15 protein-coding genes are annotated in these 16,450 nt (G+C 51.4%); 11 read left to right on the forward strand and 4 right to left on the reverse strand.

Going from position 1 to position 16,450, the window contains the following annotated elements:
• Positions 1 to 19 precede the first annotated feature (19 nt).
• The 8 genes from M1B78_RS01270 to M1B78_RS01305 all read left to right on the forward strand — a co-directional run bounded on the left by M1B78_RS01270 (position 20) and on the right by M1B78_RS01305 (position 8,441).
• Positions 20 to 1,285 carry a THUMP-like domain-containing protein gene (locus tag M1B78_RS01270; protein WP_257939681.1) on the forward strand — a complete coding sequence of 422 codons (1,266 nt, stop codon included), beginning with the start codon at positions 20 to 22 and terminating at the stop codon, positions 1,283 to 1,285.
• Positions 1,286 to 1,545: 260 nt separating this feature from the next.
• On the forward strand, positions 1,546 to 2,526 hold the full coding sequence (locus tag M1B78_RS01275) for a calcium/sodium antiporter (RefSeq protein WP_016272294.1): 981 nt from the start codon (positions 1,546 to 1,548) through the stop codon (positions 2,524 to 2,526).
• 81 nt (positions 2,527 to 2,607) lie between these two features.
• On the forward strand, positions 2,608 to 3,744 hold the full coding sequence (locus tag M1B78_RS01280) for an N-acetyltransferase (RefSeq protein ID WP_257939682.1): 1,137 nt from the start codon (positions 2,608 to 2,610) through the stop codon (positions 3,742 to 3,744).
• 112 nt (positions 3,745 to 3,856) lie between these two features.
• A complete protein-coding gene (locus M1B78_RS01285; protein WP_136009197.1) occupies positions 3,857 to 4,108 on the forward strand; it encodes a hypothetical protein in 252 nt (83 codons plus the stop codon).
• Positions 4,105 to 4,407: a type II toxin-antitoxin system RelE family toxin gene (locus tag M1B78_RS01290; protein ID WP_257930346.1), complete on the forward strand. Its 303-nt coding sequence runs from the start codon at positions 4,105 to 4,107 to the stop codon at positions 4,405 to 4,407. The genes M1B78_RS01285 and M1B78_RS01290 overlap by 4 nt, the downstream gene beginning before the upstream one ends.
• 27 nt (positions 4,408 to 4,434) lie before the next feature.
• Positions 4,435 to 6,345 carry a DNA topoisomerase IV subunit B gene (locus tag M1B78_RS01295; RefSeq protein ID WP_136009196.1) on the forward strand — a complete coding sequence of 637 codons (1,911 nt, stop codon included), beginning with the start codon at positions 4,435 to 4,437 and terminating at the stop codon, positions 6,343 to 6,345.
• A complete protein-coding gene (coaD, locus tag M1B78_RS01300; RefSeq protein ID WP_136009195.1) occupies positions 6,342 to 6,800 on the forward strand; it encodes a pantetheine-phosphate adenylyltransferase in 459 nt (152 codons plus the stop codon). Before M1B78_RS01295 ends, coaD begins: the two co-directional genes overlap by 4 nt.
• A 24-nt stretch (positions 6,801 to 6,824) precedes the next feature.
• Positions 6,825 to 8,441, forward strand: a complete 1,617-nt coding sequence (locus tag M1B78_RS01305; protein WP_176468125.1) for a S41 family peptidase — start codon at positions 6,825 to 6,827, stop codon at positions 8,439 to 8,441.
• Between the two features lie 47 nt (positions 8,442 to 8,488).
• Here the strand turns inward: M1B78_RS01305 and M1B78_RS01310 are convergent, their stop codons facing one another.
• Positions 8,489 to 9,091 (reverse strand): phosphatase PAP2 family protein, encoded by a 603-nt coding sequence (locus tag M1B78_RS01310; RefSeq protein ID WP_257939683.1) that lies wholly within the window; start codon positions 9,089 to 9,091, stop codon positions 8,489 to 8,491.
• A gap of 297 nt (positions 9,092 to 9,388) precedes the next feature.
• Here M1B78_RS01310 and M1B78_RS01315 point away from each other — a divergent pair, with 297 nt between their 5' ends.
• The 3 genes from M1B78_RS01315 to M1B78_RS01325 are packed head-to-tail and all read left to right on the forward strand — an operon-like array spanning position 9,389 to position 12,859.
• Complete coding sequence (locus tag M1B78_RS01315; protein ID WP_136009193.1) at positions 9,389 to 10,087, forward strand: succinate dehydrogenase/fumarate reductase cytochrome b subunit; 699 nt, start codon at positions 9,389 to 9,391, stop codon at positions 10,085 to 10,087.
• 36 nt (positions 10,088 to 10,123) lie between these two features.
• Complete coding sequence (locus tag M1B78_RS01320) at positions 10,124 to 12,070, forward strand: fumarate reductase/succinate dehydrogenase flavoprotein subunit (protein ID WP_136009192.1); 1,947 nt, start codon at positions 10,124 to 10,126, stop codon at positions 12,068 to 12,070.
• 33 nt (positions 12,071 to 12,103) lie between these two features.
• Complete coding sequence (locus M1B78_RS01325; protein ID WP_005830925.1) at positions 12,104 to 12,859, forward strand: succinate dehydrogenase/fumarate reductase iron-sulfur subunit; 756 nt, start codon at positions 12,104 to 12,106, stop codon at positions 12,857 to 12,859.
• Between the two features lie 606 nt (positions 12,860 to 13,465).
• On the opposite strand, the gene dprA is transcribed toward M1B78_RS01325, so the two are convergent.
• The 3 genes from dprA to M1B78_RS01340 all read right to left on the reverse strand — a co-directional run bounded on the left by dprA (position 13,466) and on the right by M1B78_RS01340 (position 16,417).
• Entirely contained in the window at positions 13,466 to 14,584 is a 1,119-nt protein-coding gene (gene dprA / locus M1B78_RS01330; protein WP_136009191.1) for a DNA-processing protein DprA, read from the reverse strand.
• A gap of 11 nt (positions 14,585 to 14,595) precedes the next feature.
• Complete coding sequence (locus tag M1B78_RS01335) at positions 14,596 to 15,015, reverse strand: acyl-CoA thioesterase (RefSeq protein ID WP_257939710.1); 420 nt, start codon at positions 15,013 to 15,015, stop codon at positions 14,596 to 14,598.
• Positions 15,016 to 15,133: 118 nt separating this feature from the next.
• The gene (locus M1B78_RS01340) at positions 15,134 to 16,417 is read right to left on the reverse strand and encodes a peptidase U32 family protein (protein WP_176468101.1); all 1,284 of its coding nucleotides are present in this window, start codon (positions 16,415 to 16,417) and stop codon (positions 15,134 to 15,136) included.
• Positions 16,418 to 16,450: the final 33 nt, after the last annotated feature.

A 16,450-nucleotide genomic window follows, 5' to 3' on the forward strand; every position in this document is an offset into this window, starting at 1 on the left:
GAAATAAATAAGCCAAACCATGCCTCTATCCCCAGACACCCTCCGCTTCATCCGCGAGCATCACCGCGACGACGTGCGCAGCCTTGCCTTGCAGGCACGCCGCTACCCTTCGGTAGACATGCCCGCCGCCATCACACAGATTTCAGGCCGGCAGATTGCCAAAGAGAAGATACCCGCATGGGCCGAGAACGAGAACATACTCTACCCCGCCCACCTTTCTCTGGAGCAATGCTCCTCCCAGGTGACGGCACAATATAAAGCGGAAATCATAGGCAACCTGCCAAGAACAGGACAAGAACATCCCGCGAAAGCCGGCACTCACGCGAAAAACAGCACTCCCGCATCGGCCGGCACCCTTACCGACCTCACCGGAGGTTTCGGCATCGACTGCGCCTTCCTCTCCTCCTGCTTCGGACACGCCACTTACGTAGAGCGCCAGGAAACACTCTGCCGGATAGCCGCGCACAACTTTCCCGCCCTCGGCCTGAACCACATCTCCGTGTGCCACGCAGACAGCGTCCGCCATCTGCAAGAGATGGAACCCGCAGACTGCATCTTCATAGACCCTGCCCGCCGCGACGGACACGGCGGAAAGACCATAGCCATCGGCGACTGCGAACCCGATGTGTCCGCCCTCGAAGAACTGCTGCTGCGCAAGGCACGGCACGTGCTGGTAAAGCTCTCTCCCATGCTCGACCTCACCCTTGCCCTGAACGACTTGAGGCATGTACGAGAGGCACACATCGTCTCCGTGGGCAACGAATGCAAGGAGCTGCTGCTCTTGCTGGGGCAAGGCGAAACGCTGCCTACAGACGACATTCCCATACATTGCGTCAACTTCACCTCCGCCCCGGCTCCCCAAGCCCTCGTCTTCACCCGCGGACAAGAGAAAGAGTGCGCATGCCCCTACACCCCCCTTCTGAAGCCATACCTCTACGAACCGAATGCCTCCGTGCTGAAAGCCGGTGCATTCCGTAGCCTTTCCTCATTATATAAGATTGAAAAGCTGCATCCCAACAGCCACCTCTATACTTCGGACAGCCTCCTTCCCGACTTCCCCGGCCGCAAGTTCCGGATTACCTCCTCCTGCGGCTTCGGCAAGAAAGAAGTGAAAGAGATGCTGGCCGCCGAGAAAAAGGCGAACCTCACCGTGCGCAACTTCCCCGCCACCGTGGCCGAACTGCGCAAACGGCTTAAACTGGCCGAAGGGGGAGACACTTATCTATTTGCCACTACCCTGGCAGACGGAAAGAAGGTACTTATCCGCTGCCAGGCTACGGGATAAGACACCAACCCCTATACCTTCCCCTGCACAAGATGCCATCCCGTGTTGTTCGAGATGCCCATCTCATACAGCATAAGATGCCATCTTGTGCGTCTTTATCAATAGTCCGCCAGACGACGGCAAGGGGAGAATGCGGTCACATCGGCCAGAAACAGACAAGCTAAAAGGAAAGAGCCATGAAACCAACATAACTTTTCTTTGCAAACATGGCAGTTCTGCATTCAGTTTGCACTATCTTTGCACCCAAAATCAACACACCTATGGATATATTGCTTCTTGTCGGAGGACTGCTCCTCATTCTTCTGGGCGCCAATGGGCTGACAGACGGCGCCGCATCCGTTGCCAAACGTTTCCGCATACCGTCCATCGTCATCGGGCTTACCATTGTCGCCTTCGGCACTTCCGCACCGGAACTCACCGTCAGCATATCCTCCGCCCTGAAAGGCAGCGCAGACATCGCCATCGGCAATGTGGTGGGAAGCAACATATTCAATACCTTGATGATTGTGGGCTGTACGGCCCTTTTCGCTCCGATAGTCATCACCCGTAATACGCTGAAACGCGAAATCCCCCTTTGTATACTTTCGTCCGTCGCCCTGCTGATTTGCGCCAACGACGTCTTTCTGGACGGCAGTGAGGAAAACATGCTCGGCATTGCCGACGGACTGCTGCTGCTGTGCTTCTTTGCCATTTTCCTGAGTTACACCTTTGCCATCGCAAAAAGGGACGGAGACACGACGAACCCCGAAAAGGAGCCCCTGCAGGAAGAGGATGAAATCAGGCTGCTGCCGGTGTGGAAGTCTGCCCTATACATTCTCGGCGGACTTGCCGGACTCATCATCGGGGGCAATTTCTTTGTAGACGGCGCCGGCGGCATAGCCCGCGGATTGGGCGTCAGCGAATCCGTCATAGGCCTTACGCTCGTGGCAGGCGGCACATCACTGCCCGAACTTGCCACCTCCATCGTAGCCGCCCTGAAGAAAAACCCCGAAATAGCCATCGGAAACGCCATCGGAAGCAATCTCTTCAACATATTCTTCGTGCTGGGCTGTTCGGCTTCCATCACCCCAATGCGTCTGACGGGCATCACCAATCTCGATTTGTGGGTACTCGTGGGGGCGGGCATCCTGCTCTGGCTGTTCGGCTTGTTCTTCGGGAAACGCACCATTACCCGAATCGAAGGAAGCATTCTGATGCTCTGCTACGCGGCCTACATGGCTGTACTGATATGCAACCTCTGACACAGGGCATAAAAAATAAGCAAGCTTATTTTGTTCTGCTCTCAGTTTGCATTACCTTTGCGAACCCAATATTGAACAATTATGGCAATTACAATCAAGAAAGTTACCACACGACGGGAACTGGAGCGCTTTATCCGCTTCAACTACCTGCTATACAAAAACAACCCTTATTCCGTCCCCGACCTTTTCGACGACATGCTCAATACCTTCAACAAGAAGAAAAACGCTGCATTCGAATTCTGTGAAGCCGACTATTTTCTGGCCTATCGGGAAGGTAAAATCGTAGGACGTGTAGCTGCCATCATCAACCACAAGGCAAACCAAACCTGGAACAAGAAGGAAGTACGCTTCGGGTGGATAGACTTCATCGACGATGCGGAAGTATCCGATGCCCTGATACGCACCGTGGAAGAATGGGGAAAAGAACGGGGAATGACGTATATACAAGGCCCGCTGGGATTCACCGACTTCGATGCCGAAGGCATGCTTGTTGAGGGATTCGACCAACTGGGCACCATGGCCACCATTTATAACTATCCCTACTACCCGCAGCACCTGGAACGCATGGGCTTCGAGAAGGACGCCGACTGGGTGGAGTATAAAATCTACATTCCGGATGCCATACCCGACAAGCACAAGCGCATCTCCGACCTCATCCGGCGCAAGTACAACCTCAAGGTAAAGAAATATACATCCGCCAAGAAGATTGCCCAAGACTACGGCCAGGCCATCTTCGAGCTGATGAACGAAGCCTACCGGCCACTCTACGGCTACTCGGCGCTGAGCCAACGGCAGATAGACCAATACGTCAAGATGTACCTGCCCATCCTCGACCTGCGCATGGTGACTCTGATTACCGATGCCGACGACCAGCTGCTCGCCGTAGGCATCTCCATGCCGTCTCTTGCCGAGGCCTTGCAGAAAGCCCGCGGACGCCTGCTCCCTATGGGCTGGTATCACCTGGCCAAGACCATCTTCCTGAAGAAATATCCTAAAATGCTCGACCTGCTGCTGGTTGCCGTAAAACCGGAATACCAGAACAAGGGCGTCAACGCACTGCTGTTCTCCGACCTTATCCCCGTCTACCAGCAACTTGGTTTCGAGTATGCCGAAAGCAATCCGGAGCTGGAGCTGAACGGCAAGGTACAGGCACAATGGGAGTACTTCAGGACGGAACAGCACAAGAGGAGAAGATGCTTTGTGAAGGAGATAGGATAACCGCAGATGGCATAGTCCTTTGGAGTATGTGAACTTTCAATAAACACAAGACCTTCCTTTTGTATATATCATATATAAATTATATATTTGCGAAGAAACAAAAAGAAGAGATATGGAAGCCACAATAATGCCCAAGAAAAGAAAAGTGATTGATATACCCGAGAATGTATTCAAATATCTTTCCATAAAAGCAGCTGCCAATGGAATGAATCTGAAGAAATATATCGAAAACCTGATAGCCAAAGATGTGGAAGACATTGACGACTCCGCCACCTATCAGCAATTGATAAAAACCGATCCGGAGGGACTCTCTCCGGCAAGCGAAGAAGAACAGGAGCAGTTCCGTAAATGGCTTGGAATATGAAAGCCTCCTTCTCCAAATCATTTATAAAATCAGCCGAAAAGCTGTCCGGCAAAGTTAAAGAATCGCTCCGTACTGCCATTTTAGAGGTAGAACAAGCGGAAAGCATCAAAGAAATCACCGATTGCAAGAGGCTGATAAACTATAATCACATATACCGTATCCGCATAGGCAGTTATCGGGCGTTCTTTATATTTCATGTCCAAATAGTAGATGACACCGTTCTATTTGAATATCTTTTGCCCAAAGGCGAGGCATATACCAAGAAAACGGAAAAGAACTTAAGGCAGAAAGACAAATGACCAAGTATCCCTAACAATCAAAATTCCATGGAAGAAGAACTGAATATCAATGGTAGTCTGCAATTCAGCGAACCAACAGTATCATATACCGACGACAATATCCGCCACCTGGACGACATGGAGCATATCCGTGTCCGTTCAGGCATGTACATCGGTCGCCTGGGCGACGGCTCCCAGAACGATGACGGCATCTATGTGTTGCTGAAAGAAGTGATGGACAACAGCATCGACGAGTTCAAGATGGGTGCCGGAAAACGCATAGAAGTGACTATAGAAGACAATCTGCGCGTCAGCGTGCGCGACTACGGCCGAGGCATTCCGCAAGGCAAGCTGATAGAGGCGGTCAGCAAGCTGAACACCGGAGGAAAGTACGACAGCAAGGCTTTCAAGAAAAGCGTCGGGCTGAACGGTGTGGGTATCAAGGCGGTCAATGCGCTGAGCAACCGTTTCGAGGTACGCAGCTACCGCGACGGCAAGGTACGCACCGCCATCTTTGAAAGAGGAACGCTGTTGAGCGACGCAACCGAGGATTCGACGGAAGAAAACGGAACTTATATCTTCTTTGAGCCGGACAACACGCTCTTCTACAACTATTCCTTCCAGAACCAGTTTGTAGAAACGCTGCTGCGCAACTACACCTACCTGAATACGGGGCTTACCTTTATTTACAACGGACAGCGCATCGTTTCCCGCCACGGACTGGAGGACTTGCTGAAAGACAACATGACCAGCGAAGGCCTTTACGACATCATACACCTGAAAGGAGAAGACATCGAGATAGCCTTCACGCACACCAGCCAATACGGCGAAGAGTACTACTCCTTTGTCAACGGACAGCACACCACCCAAGGCGGTACACACCAGACTGCCCTGAAGGAGCACATTGCCCGTACCATCAAGGAGTTCTACAACAAGAACCAGGAGTATGCCGACATACGCAACGGCCTGGTAGCCGCCATCGCCATCGACGTGGAGGAACCCATGTTCGAGAGCCAGACCAAAACGAAACTGGGAAGCAACAACATGTGGCCCGCCGTGCCGCAGGAAGGCAAACCCGCCGGCCCCACAGTAAACAAATACGTGGGAGACTTCATCAAGACGGAAGTGGACAACTACCTTCACAAGAACCCGCTCGTCTCCGAAGTGATGCTGCAAAAGATACAAGACTCCGAGAAAGAGCGCAAAGCCATTGCCGGTGTCACCAAGCTGGCACGTGAACGTGCCAAGAAAGCCAACCTGCACAACCGCAAGCTGCGCGACTGCCGCTACCACCTGAGTGACGGCAAAGGCAAGGACCAGGAGGCCGAATCGTGTATCTTCATCACCGAGGGAGACTCGGCCAGCGGCTCCATCACCAAGAGCCGCGACGTGAATACACAGGCGGTATTCAGCCTGCGCGGCAAGCCGCTAAACTCCTACGGACTTACCAAGAAAGTGGTTTATGAAAACGAAGAATTCAACCTGCTCCAGGCGGCCTTGAATATAGAAGACGGCATAGAGACGCTGCGCTACAATAAAGTCATCGTAGCCACCGATGCCGATGTGGACGGCATGCACATCCGCCTGCTGATTATCACATTCTTCCTGCAGTTCTTCCCCGACCTGATAAAGAAGGGACATGTATACATCCTGCAAACCCCGCTCTTCCGCGTGCGCAACAAGAAGAAGACAAGCTATTGCTACACCGAGGAGGAACGTGTGAAAGCCATTGACGAGCTGGGACCCAATCCCGAAATCACACGGTTCAAAGGTCTGGGAGAAATCTCGCCCGACGAGTTCCGCCACTTCATCGGCAAGGACATGCGTCTGGAGCAAGTGTCGCTGCGCAAGACCGACCTCGTAAAAGAGCTGCTGGAGTTCTACATGGGCAAAAATACCATGGAGCGGCAAAACTTTATTATCAACAACCTGGTTATAGAAGAAGATTTGGCATCATGAGAAGAGCTATCTTTCCGGGAACATTCGACCCGTTTACTATCGGACACTCTTCGGTAGTGAGCCGTGCGCTGACCTTCATCGACGAAATCGTCATAGGCATAGGCATCAACGAAAACAAGAACACGTATTTCCCCCTGGAAAAGCGCGAGCAGATGATACGGGACTACTACCGGAACGAGCCGCGCATCATCGTGCAGTCATACGATTGCCTGACCATCGACTTTGCCCGGCAGGTAGACGCCGGCCTGATCATACGCGGCATACGCACCGTGAAGGATTTCGAATACGAGGAAACCATTGCCGACATCAACCGCAAGCTGACCGGCATAGAAACCATCCTGCTCTTCACCGAGCCGGAACTTACCTGCGTCAGCTCCACCATCGTGCGCGAACTGCTGCAATACGGAAAGGACATCAGCATGTTCATACCCGAAGGAATGGAAATCAAGGATTAGGGATTAAGAACCAAAATGGAAATGATGAAGAAACTATTTACAATTATAATATGTATATGCGCAGTGACGGCGCAAGCGCAAAAGCCGAACAATAATGAAGCCCTGCGCAAACTGCAAATGGCAGAGTTTGCCATCACCAACCTTTATGTGGACAAGGTGGATGAAGACAAGCTGGTGGAAGAAGCCATCATCAAGATGCTGGCGCAGCTCGACCCGCACTCCACCTACAACAATGCCGAAGAAGTGAAAAAGATGAACGAACCGTTGCAAGGCAATTTCGAGGGTATCGGCGTACAATTTCAGATGATGGAAGATACGCTGCTCGTGATACAACCCGTCAGCAACGGCCCCTCCGAGAAGGTGGGTATCCTTGCCGGCGACCGTATCGTAGCCGTCAATGACAGCGCCATTGCCGGAGTAAAAATGAGCACGGAAGACATCATGAGCCGCCTGCGCGGACCAAAAGACTCGGAGGTGAAACTGACCGTCGTGCGCCGTGGCGTGGACGATGCATTATACTTCACCGTGAAGCGTGACAAAATTCCCATTCTCAGTCTGGACGCCTCTTACATGATACAGCCCCAAACCGGCTATATACGCATCAACCGCTTTGGAGCCACCACCGCCGAAGAGTTTGCAAAGGCCTTGAAAATACTGCAGAAGAAAGGAATGAAAGACCTTATCCTCGACCTGCAAGGAAACGGAGGAGGATATCTGAATGCCGCCATCGACCTTGCCAACGAGTTTCTGAAACAAAAGGAACTCATCGTCTACACCGAAGGAAGAGCCGCACGCCGCAGCGACTTCTTTGCCAAGGGTACGGGCAACTTCAGGAACGGCCGCCTCATCGTATTGGTAGACGAGTACTCCGCTTCTGCCAGCGAAATCGTGACCGGAGCCATCCAAGACTGGGACAGAGGTGTGGTAGTAGGACGCCGTACATTCGGCAAGGGACTTGTGCAGCGTCCCATCGACCTGCCGGACGGTTCCATGATTCGCCTGACCATAGCCCGCTACTATACTCCCTCGGGCCGCTGCATTCAGAAGCCTTACGACAGCACCGCCAACCTTGACAGCCGTCCGACCGGCGAAAACAACCAGAAGAAATACAACCAGGAACTGATAGACCGCTTCAACCACGGAGAAATGATTCATGCGGACAGCATCCACTTTGCTGACTCCCTGAAGGCGCAGACCAAGCGTATGGGACGTACCGTCTACGGAGGCGGAGGCATCATGCCCGACTTCTTCGTGCCCATCGACACCACCCAGTACACAGACTATCACCGCAATCTTGTGGCCAAAGGCGTGGTTATCAAAGCCACTACGAGCTACATAGAGAAGCACCGGAAAGAGTTGCAGGGCAAATACAAGAAGTTCGAAACCTTCGACGGAAAGTTCGAGATAGACGACAACTTCCTGACGGAGATACGCACCCTGGCAGAAAAGGAAAAAATCAAGTTCGACGAGAAGCAGTACAGCCAATCCCTGCCGCTTATCAAGACACAGCTCAAAGCCCTGATAGCCCGCGACCTATGGGACATGAACGAGTACTTCCGGGTGATGAACACCACGAACAACAGCGTGCAGCAAGCCTTAAAGGTGTTGAACGAAGACATCTACAGCACCATCATACGATAGCAATATACCCGTTTGACAGGCACAAGTGTCTGTCAAACCCTCCCGTATCAGTCTGCAAACAGCCATTTATTCAGCCAGCGGTTAACATAGACGTTGACTACGGCGCATCCCGCGCCAATCGCCGCCCCCGCCAGTACGTCCGACGGATAATGTACCCCTTCATTCATGCGGGAAACTCCCACGGAACACGCCCACAAGGCAGACGGAGCTATCACGTACCATTTAGGGTACTTTACACTGAGAGAAGTGGCAAGGGCGAAAGCCGTCGCCGTATGTCCGGAAGGGAAAGACGGGCTGCCTTCACGGCTATATGCATGCACTCTGTCGGGATATTTGTCGTACGGGCGCTCACGACCCACCAGATGCTTCATTCCGTATGTCACGACAAAAGCTCCGGCCACGCTTGTGCCCACATAAACCGCATCCTTCAGCAAGCCTTTGTCATGTCTTATCCAGGCGGCAACGGCCATCGCCACCGGAACACCGACAGCGATGTATGGCTCCGAACGCGAAATCAGCTTATTATAGTTACGGACAAACTTACCATCCCAACTGTTAACCCGATGCAAGGTGTTGATATCCCAATTCTGTGCCGAAAGACCGGATACAACAAGGCACATAAAAAATACAAAAAAAACAGCCTTCTTCATAAGTCCTTCATATTAGTTTGACGCAAAGATAGGATAAATAGATAAAACTTCCGGTATTTCGTCATTCAGAACTACGACAAGATGAAGAATGTGGAAAAGTTTGCCCACTTCTGCAAAGACCCTTTCGGAGACACACCCCGCGCGCTGAGAACAAACTTCGCATTCTGCCGGATTACGGAATTATTTCTTTAATCGCTTGCTTTATCGCTGGATTTCTCCTATTTTTGCGAGACATTTACAGAAGTATCCTGATAGAACAAATTTTCAAACTATTAAATAACTTAAATTCAATCATTTATGTGGTTAAGTAATTCATCTGTAGGAAGGAAAGTGGTGATGAGCGTTACCGGTATCGCCCTTGTCCTGTTTCTGACATTTCACATGGCGATGAACCTGGTAGCATTAGTCTCGGCTAATGGCTACAACATGGTTTGTGAGTTCCTGGGAGCAAATTGGTACGCGCTGGTGGCCACGGCAGGTCTGGCGGCCTTATTCATCATCCACATCATCTACGCTTTCTGGCTGACTATGCAGAACCGTAAGGCACGTGGTAGCGAACGCTATGCCGTTACAGAAAAGCCCAAGACTGTGGAATGGGCTTCTCAGAACATGCTCGTACTGGGTATCATCGTAATTGTAGGTTTGGGTCTGCACCTGGTAAACTTCTGGGCTAAAATGCAGCTTCCCGAGTTGATGCACAACATGGGCATGCATGCCGACACCCTCACGCTGGCATATGCAGCCAATGGTGTCCATCACATTCAAAACACATTCAGCAATCCGGTATTCGTAGTGCTTTACCTCGTTTGGCTGGGCGCATTGTGGTTCCACCTCACTCACGGTTTCTGGAGCTCCATGCAGTCTTTGGGCTGGAACAACAAAGTATGGATTAACCGTTGGAAATGTATCTCCAACATCTATTCTACTATCGTTGTCCTCTGCTTCGCTCTGGTAGTTGTCGTATTCTTTGCAAAATCATTGTGCGGCGCTTGCTAAATTCAAATTGTAAATGACTAAATTGTAAATTGCATTATGACTAAGATAGATTCTAAAATACCGGAAGGACCGGTGGCTGAGAAATGGACCAATTATAAGGCTCACCAAAAATTAGTAAACCCTGCCAACAAACGTCGTCTGGACATCATCGTAGTAGGAACCGGACTTGCCGGTGCCAGTGCTGCCGCTTCTCTGGGCGAAATGGGGTTCAGAGTATTCAACTTCTGCATTCAGGACTCTCCGCGCCGTGCTCACTCCATCGCTGCGCAGGGCGGTATCAATGCTGCCAAGAATTACCAAAACGACGGTGACTCTGTGTACCGTCTGTTCTACGATACAGTAAAGGGTGGCGACTACCGCGCCCGCGAAGCCAACGTTTACCGTCTGGCCGAAGTATCCAACAATATTATCGACCAATGCGTTGCACAAGGTGTTCCCTTCGCCCGCGAATACGGCGGTACGCTGGACAACCGTTCTTTCGGTGGTGCCCAGGTATCACGTACTTTCTACGCTAAAGGCCAGACCGGACAGCAGCTGCTGCTGGGTGCATACTCTGCATTGAGCCGCCAGGTGAACGTAGGTACCGTAAAACTGTACACACGCTACGAGATGGAAGACGTTGTCCTCATTGACGGACGCGCCCGCGGTATCATCGCCAAGAACCTCGTTACCGGTAAATTGGAACGTTTTGCCGCCCACGCCGTGGTAATCGCTACCGGTGGTTACGGCAATGCCTACTTCCTTTCTACCAATGCAATGGCATGTAACTGCTCTGCAGCAATGGCTTGCTACCGTAAAGGTGCCTGGTTTGCCAACCCTGCTTACGTACAGATTCACCCCACTTGTATCCCGGTTCACGGTGACAAGCAGTCCAAGCTGACTTTGATGTCCGAGTCTCTGCGTAACGACGGCCGCATCTGGGTTCCGAAGAAGCTGGAAGACGCCAAGAAACTGCAGGAAGGCACACTGCAAGGAAAAGATATTCCTGAAGAAGACCGCGACTACTATCTGGAACGCCGCTATCCGGCATTCGGCAACCTCGTTCCGCGTGACGTTGCCAGCCGCGCTGCCAAAGAACGTTGCGACAAGGGTTATGGCGTAAACAATACCGGTCTTGCCGTATTCCTCGACTTCGGCGATGCCATCAACCGTCTGGGCGTTGACGTGGTTCGTCAACGTTACGGCAACCTCTTCGACATGTACGAAGAAATCACCGACGTGAACCCCGAACACAATCCGATGATGATTTATCCGGCTATCCACTACACTATGGGTGGTATCTGGGTCGACTACGAACTGATGACCTCCATCAAGGGTCTGTTTGCCATCGGTGAATGCAACTTCTCCGACCACGGTGCAAACCGACTCGGTGCTTCTGCGCTGATGCAAGGTCTGGCCGACGGTTACTTCGTATTGCCTTACACTATCCAGAACTACCTGGCCGACCAGATTACAGTTCCCCGTTTCTCTACCGACCTGCCCGAATTTGCAGCCGCAGAAAAGGCCGTTCAGGACAAGATTGACTGGATGATGAACATCAAGGGTAAGAAGTCTGTTGACTCTATCCACAAGGAACTGGGTCACATCATGTGGGAATATGTAGGTATGGGACGTACGGCTGAAGGCCTGAAGGAAGGTCTGAAGAAACTGAAAGAAGTACGCAAGGAATTTGAGAAAGAACTGTTCATCCCCGGCGACAAGGAAGGCATGAATGTAGAGCTCGACAAGGCCATCCGTCTGTACGACTTCATCACTATGGGCGAACTGGTCGCTTACGATGCGCTGAACCGTAACGAGAGCTGTGGCGGTCACTTCCGTGAAGAATACCAGACTGAAGAAGGCGAAGCCAAGCGTGACGATGAAAACTTCTTCTACGTGGCTTGCTGGGAATACCAGGGTTCTGACGAAAAGGAACCGGTATTGCTGAAAGAGCCGCTGGTCTACGAAGCAATCAAGGTACAGACTCGTAACTACAAGAGCTAATCGGGAAGTTGAACATTTAAAGAACTAAAGAAAATGGATAAAAATATATCATTTACGCTCAAGGTATGGCGCCAGAAGGGTCCGAAAGCAAAAGGCGCTTTTGAAACATACCAAATGAAAGATATTCCGGGCGATACTTCATTCCTCGAAATGCTGGATATCCTGAACGAACAGCTGATTTCTGAAGGTAAAGAACCGGTGGTATTTGACCACGACTGCCGCGAAGGTATCTGCGGTATGTGTTCGCTCTACATCAACGGACACCCCCACGGTCCTGCAACCGGCGCTACGACTTGCCAGATTTATATGCGCCGCTTCAACGATGGTGATACCATCACTGTTGAACCGTGGCGTTCTGCCGGTTTCCCGGTTATCAAGGACTTGATGGTAGACCGTACGGCTTACGACAAGATTATGCAGGCAGGCGGCTATGTCAGTGTACGTACCGGCGCTCCCCAGGATGCCAACGCCATCCTTATTCCGAAGCCCATCGCTGACGAGGCAATGGATGCTGCCAGCTGTATCGGTTGCGGCGCATGTGTAGCTGCTTGCAAGAACGGTTCTGCCATGTTGTTCGTTTCTGCCAAGGTAAGCCAGTTGAACCTGCTGCCTCAGGGCAAACCGGAAGCATTGCGCCGTGCCAAGGCTATGTTGAGCAAGATGGACGAACTTGGTTTCGGTAACTGTACGAATACCCGTGCATGCGAGGCCGAATGTCCGAAGAATGTTTCCATCAGCAACATCGCCCGCTTGAACCGCGACTTCATCATTGCGAAGCTGAAAGACTAATACGGTCTTTCTGCAAATAATATAGGATGTGCTTCGGATAAACCCTTGAACAAACTCAGATTTATCACCCAGCTTTCACTATATTTGATTAATATCACAAGAGACTCCTCCGCCGGGAAACCGTCGGAGGAGTTTTTTTAACCATTTTCTTCCCAGACATATACACAGGCTTCATTTAAGGGAGCTAGAAGGAGTTATCGCCCTTAAATGAAAAGAGCCGTATAGACATATATCATATAGACATACGTAAGTCTTCATATTCTCTCAAAAAGTCAATCCGTGTACGGAAACAGTGAAATTCAGTGAAAGAAATACAAAAGAAGTAGCAGGAGAATACAGAAATTTGGAGGACTACAAAAAGAGTCCTATATTTGTGACGTGATTTTTTTCATAGTATTAGATTTAAGGTTAACAAAGGTTGGAGTACAGCGGTACTCCTTTTTTTATGCCCATACGTTTCTCCGAGCCCATGATGAAAAAAACGGTACTCGCATTTCTTTCCATAATCCTATTTGCCGCAGGCTGTTTCCAACGGCCTGCCGCCACCACCAAGATGCCCATATGAGATACGGGAAACCGTCCATATAAGGCAAAAGAGCTGCGCGCTCAAGCCAGCAAGTGATAGACCCCGCCCACCATTGCCTTGACCACTCCCTTCATCTCCAGTTCAAAAAGCAAGGCACTCATCCGGTTGACGGGGATATCCGCTTCCACCACCAACGCATTGATATGGAGGTCTCCCTGTCGCATAAGGATACGCACAACAAGCTCCTCCTCTTCCGTCAGTTCCGGAAAGAGATTACGCTGAATGCCTTCTATCCGGACAGGCTGCTCCGCTACAGCCCAGCCCATAATCCGCACAAATTCTTCCGCATCCTGGATAAGGGCGGCCTTGTTGTCACGTATCAACCGGTTGCAACCGATGGAGGATTCATCCGTGATACGGCCCGGAACGGCAAAGCAGTCGCGATGATACCCTTCCGCCAGTTCGGCAGTGATAAGGGAACCTCCCTTTGCGGCAGACTCCACAACAATGGTAGCATCACTCATACCTGCCACAATACGGTTGCGGCTGACGAAATTATGCTTGTCCGGATTCGTCCCGGTAAGGAATTCGGTCAGCAGACCGCCTTGCGGCAGCATGTCGATGGCTGTTTTCCGATGGACATACGGATAGATGCGGTCCAGTCCGTGAGCAAGAACGGCAACGGTGGAAAGATGATTTGCCAAGGCAGCGCGATGGGCATGGATATCTATGCCATAGGCCAGCCCGCTTACTACCAGCGCATCGGGACAAAGAACGGCCAAATCGCGCAGGAAGTCGGCACAGAATTGCTTGCCGTAGTCGGTAGCGCGTCGTGTACCTACCATATTGATGACATGCAGGCGATTGAAATCGGTGTTCCCTTTAAAGAAAAGTACAATCGGTGCATCTTCACATTCGCGCAAGCGGGAAGGATAAGCCCCGTCCTTCAACGTCAGGCAGGAAAGGCGGTTCTTCTCCACGAACTCCATCTCCCGTTCGGCACGCAGAAAGGCAGCAGGACAGTCAAGGGCCGCTACTATTCCTGGATTCACACCGGGCATGATTTCGGGAAGTTCCTCCCGCTGGAAGAACACTTCGACAGCGCTCCCCACCCCGTCTATCAAACGTTTCGCCCCAATATGTCCGATACCGGGACAAAGCGTGAGGGCTATACTGCAAATGCGTTCGTCACTGTTCATCTCACCACGGATTACACAGACCCACACGGATTGAGATAAGGAGCAAAGAGGCGGTCGAACAGTTCGCTGTCGCTCAAGCGGCCATTGAACACACACACGGTTTCGACTATCCCCTTGAGGCATACCTTACCGTCGGAAGCACGGAAAATGTCCTGATAAAAGACATACTTGATGCCTTCCTTCTTCATATAAAGCCTGGAAACAAACTCGTCACCGCTTTTCAGAGGTGTCTTGAAAGCCATACTGATGCGTGCCACCACCGGGTCTACCCCCTGCTCGTGCAAAGCAGCAAAGCTGGCACCCGCAGACAGAAGAAACTCGTGACGCGTATGTTCCAGATAATGCTGGTAATTGGCGTTATTGACGATGCCTTGCAGGTCGCATTCATAGTCGCGCACCTTCATCGCCAATTCATAAATATACTTTTCCATAATGTTCTTCATGCTGTATCATTTTAACCCGAAAATGTCTCATCAGCGTAAAATGATACACTTTCGCCTTAAAATGATACACCTTTTATACATGGTTTTCCGATTATTTTCTTATAGGTCAACCGCGTTGCTTCTCCACATCCAATCCTTTGAACTTCTTCAGTTCTTCTACGGTAACCAGCTTGTAGAGTTTGTCACTGGGACGTATTTTCACCGATTTCATCGAGAAATGCTCTCCTTTCTTCACGGTCTGCACGGGTTTCAAATCAACGCGCGCCTCGTCCAGAGTGACGAATTCGGCACCCGTCGTGGGACCCGTAATCAGCAGTTTGTCGCCTACGTTCACTTCGGCCGCCTCTACCAGAAACTCCGCCACACCGATGTTGGAGAAGTATCGGATGCCCTTGCCCACATAGATTTTACGCTCCGTAGCGGCAGAACCGTAGTTCTTGGTCCATTCGCCCAAGCGTTGTCCCAAGTAGTAGCCATCCCAGAAGCCACGGTTGAAGACCGTCTTCAAGCGTTCGTCCCATCGGGCAATTTTCTCATCGGTAAACGTATCGTCCAGATAAGCCCCGATGGCCTCTTTATAACATTCCACCACCGTACGCACATACTCGGGACCGCGGGCACGCCCCTCAATCTTGAAGACACGCACACCGGCATCCAGCATCTTGTTCATGAAGTGGATGGTCTTGAGGTCCTTGGGCGACATGATATACTGATTGTCCACTTCCAGCTCTACATCCGTCTCCTTGTCGCGCACCGTATAGCTGCGGCGGCATACCTGCATGCAGGCCCCGCGGTTGGCCGAGTGGTTCATTTCGTGCAGCGATAGGTAGCACTTTCCGCTGACCGCCATGCAAAGAGCACCGTGACAGAACATCTCTATGCGTATCTGCTCTCCGCCGGGGCCGCAGATATTCTCCTCACGGATATGGCGGTAGATTTCCGCCACCTGCTCCAGATTCAGTTCGCGTGCCAGCACCACCACATCGGCAAACTGCGCATAGAAGCGGAGAGCTTCCACATTGCTGATGTTGAGCTGTGTGCTGAGGTGTACCTCCTGCCCTATCCGGCGGGCATAGCTCATCACCGCCACATCGGCGGCAATGACTGCCGAGATGCCTGCCGCCTTTGCCGCATCTACGATAGTATGCATCAGCGGGATGTCATGGTCGTATATGATGGTATTGACGGTGAGGTAGCTTTTCATGCCATGCTCGTCGCACGTCCGGGCTATTTCCCGCAGATCGTCGATAGTGAAGGTATTGGCCGAACGGGCACGCATGTTCAGGTTCTCGATACCGAAATAGATGGAGTCGGCACCCGCTTGTATGGCTGCTGCGAGAGATTCGCGTGAGCCTACCGGTGCCATGATTTCGAAATCTTTCAAATCCATAAATCATATATTTTGAGCTACGGGCTACAAGTG

Source organism: Bacteroides muris (ex Fokt et al. 2023), assembly GCF_024704895.1.
GTDB classification, from domain to species: domain Bacteria; phylum Bacteroidota; class Bacteroidia; order Bacteroidales; family Bacteroidaceae; genus Bacteroides; species Bacteroides muris.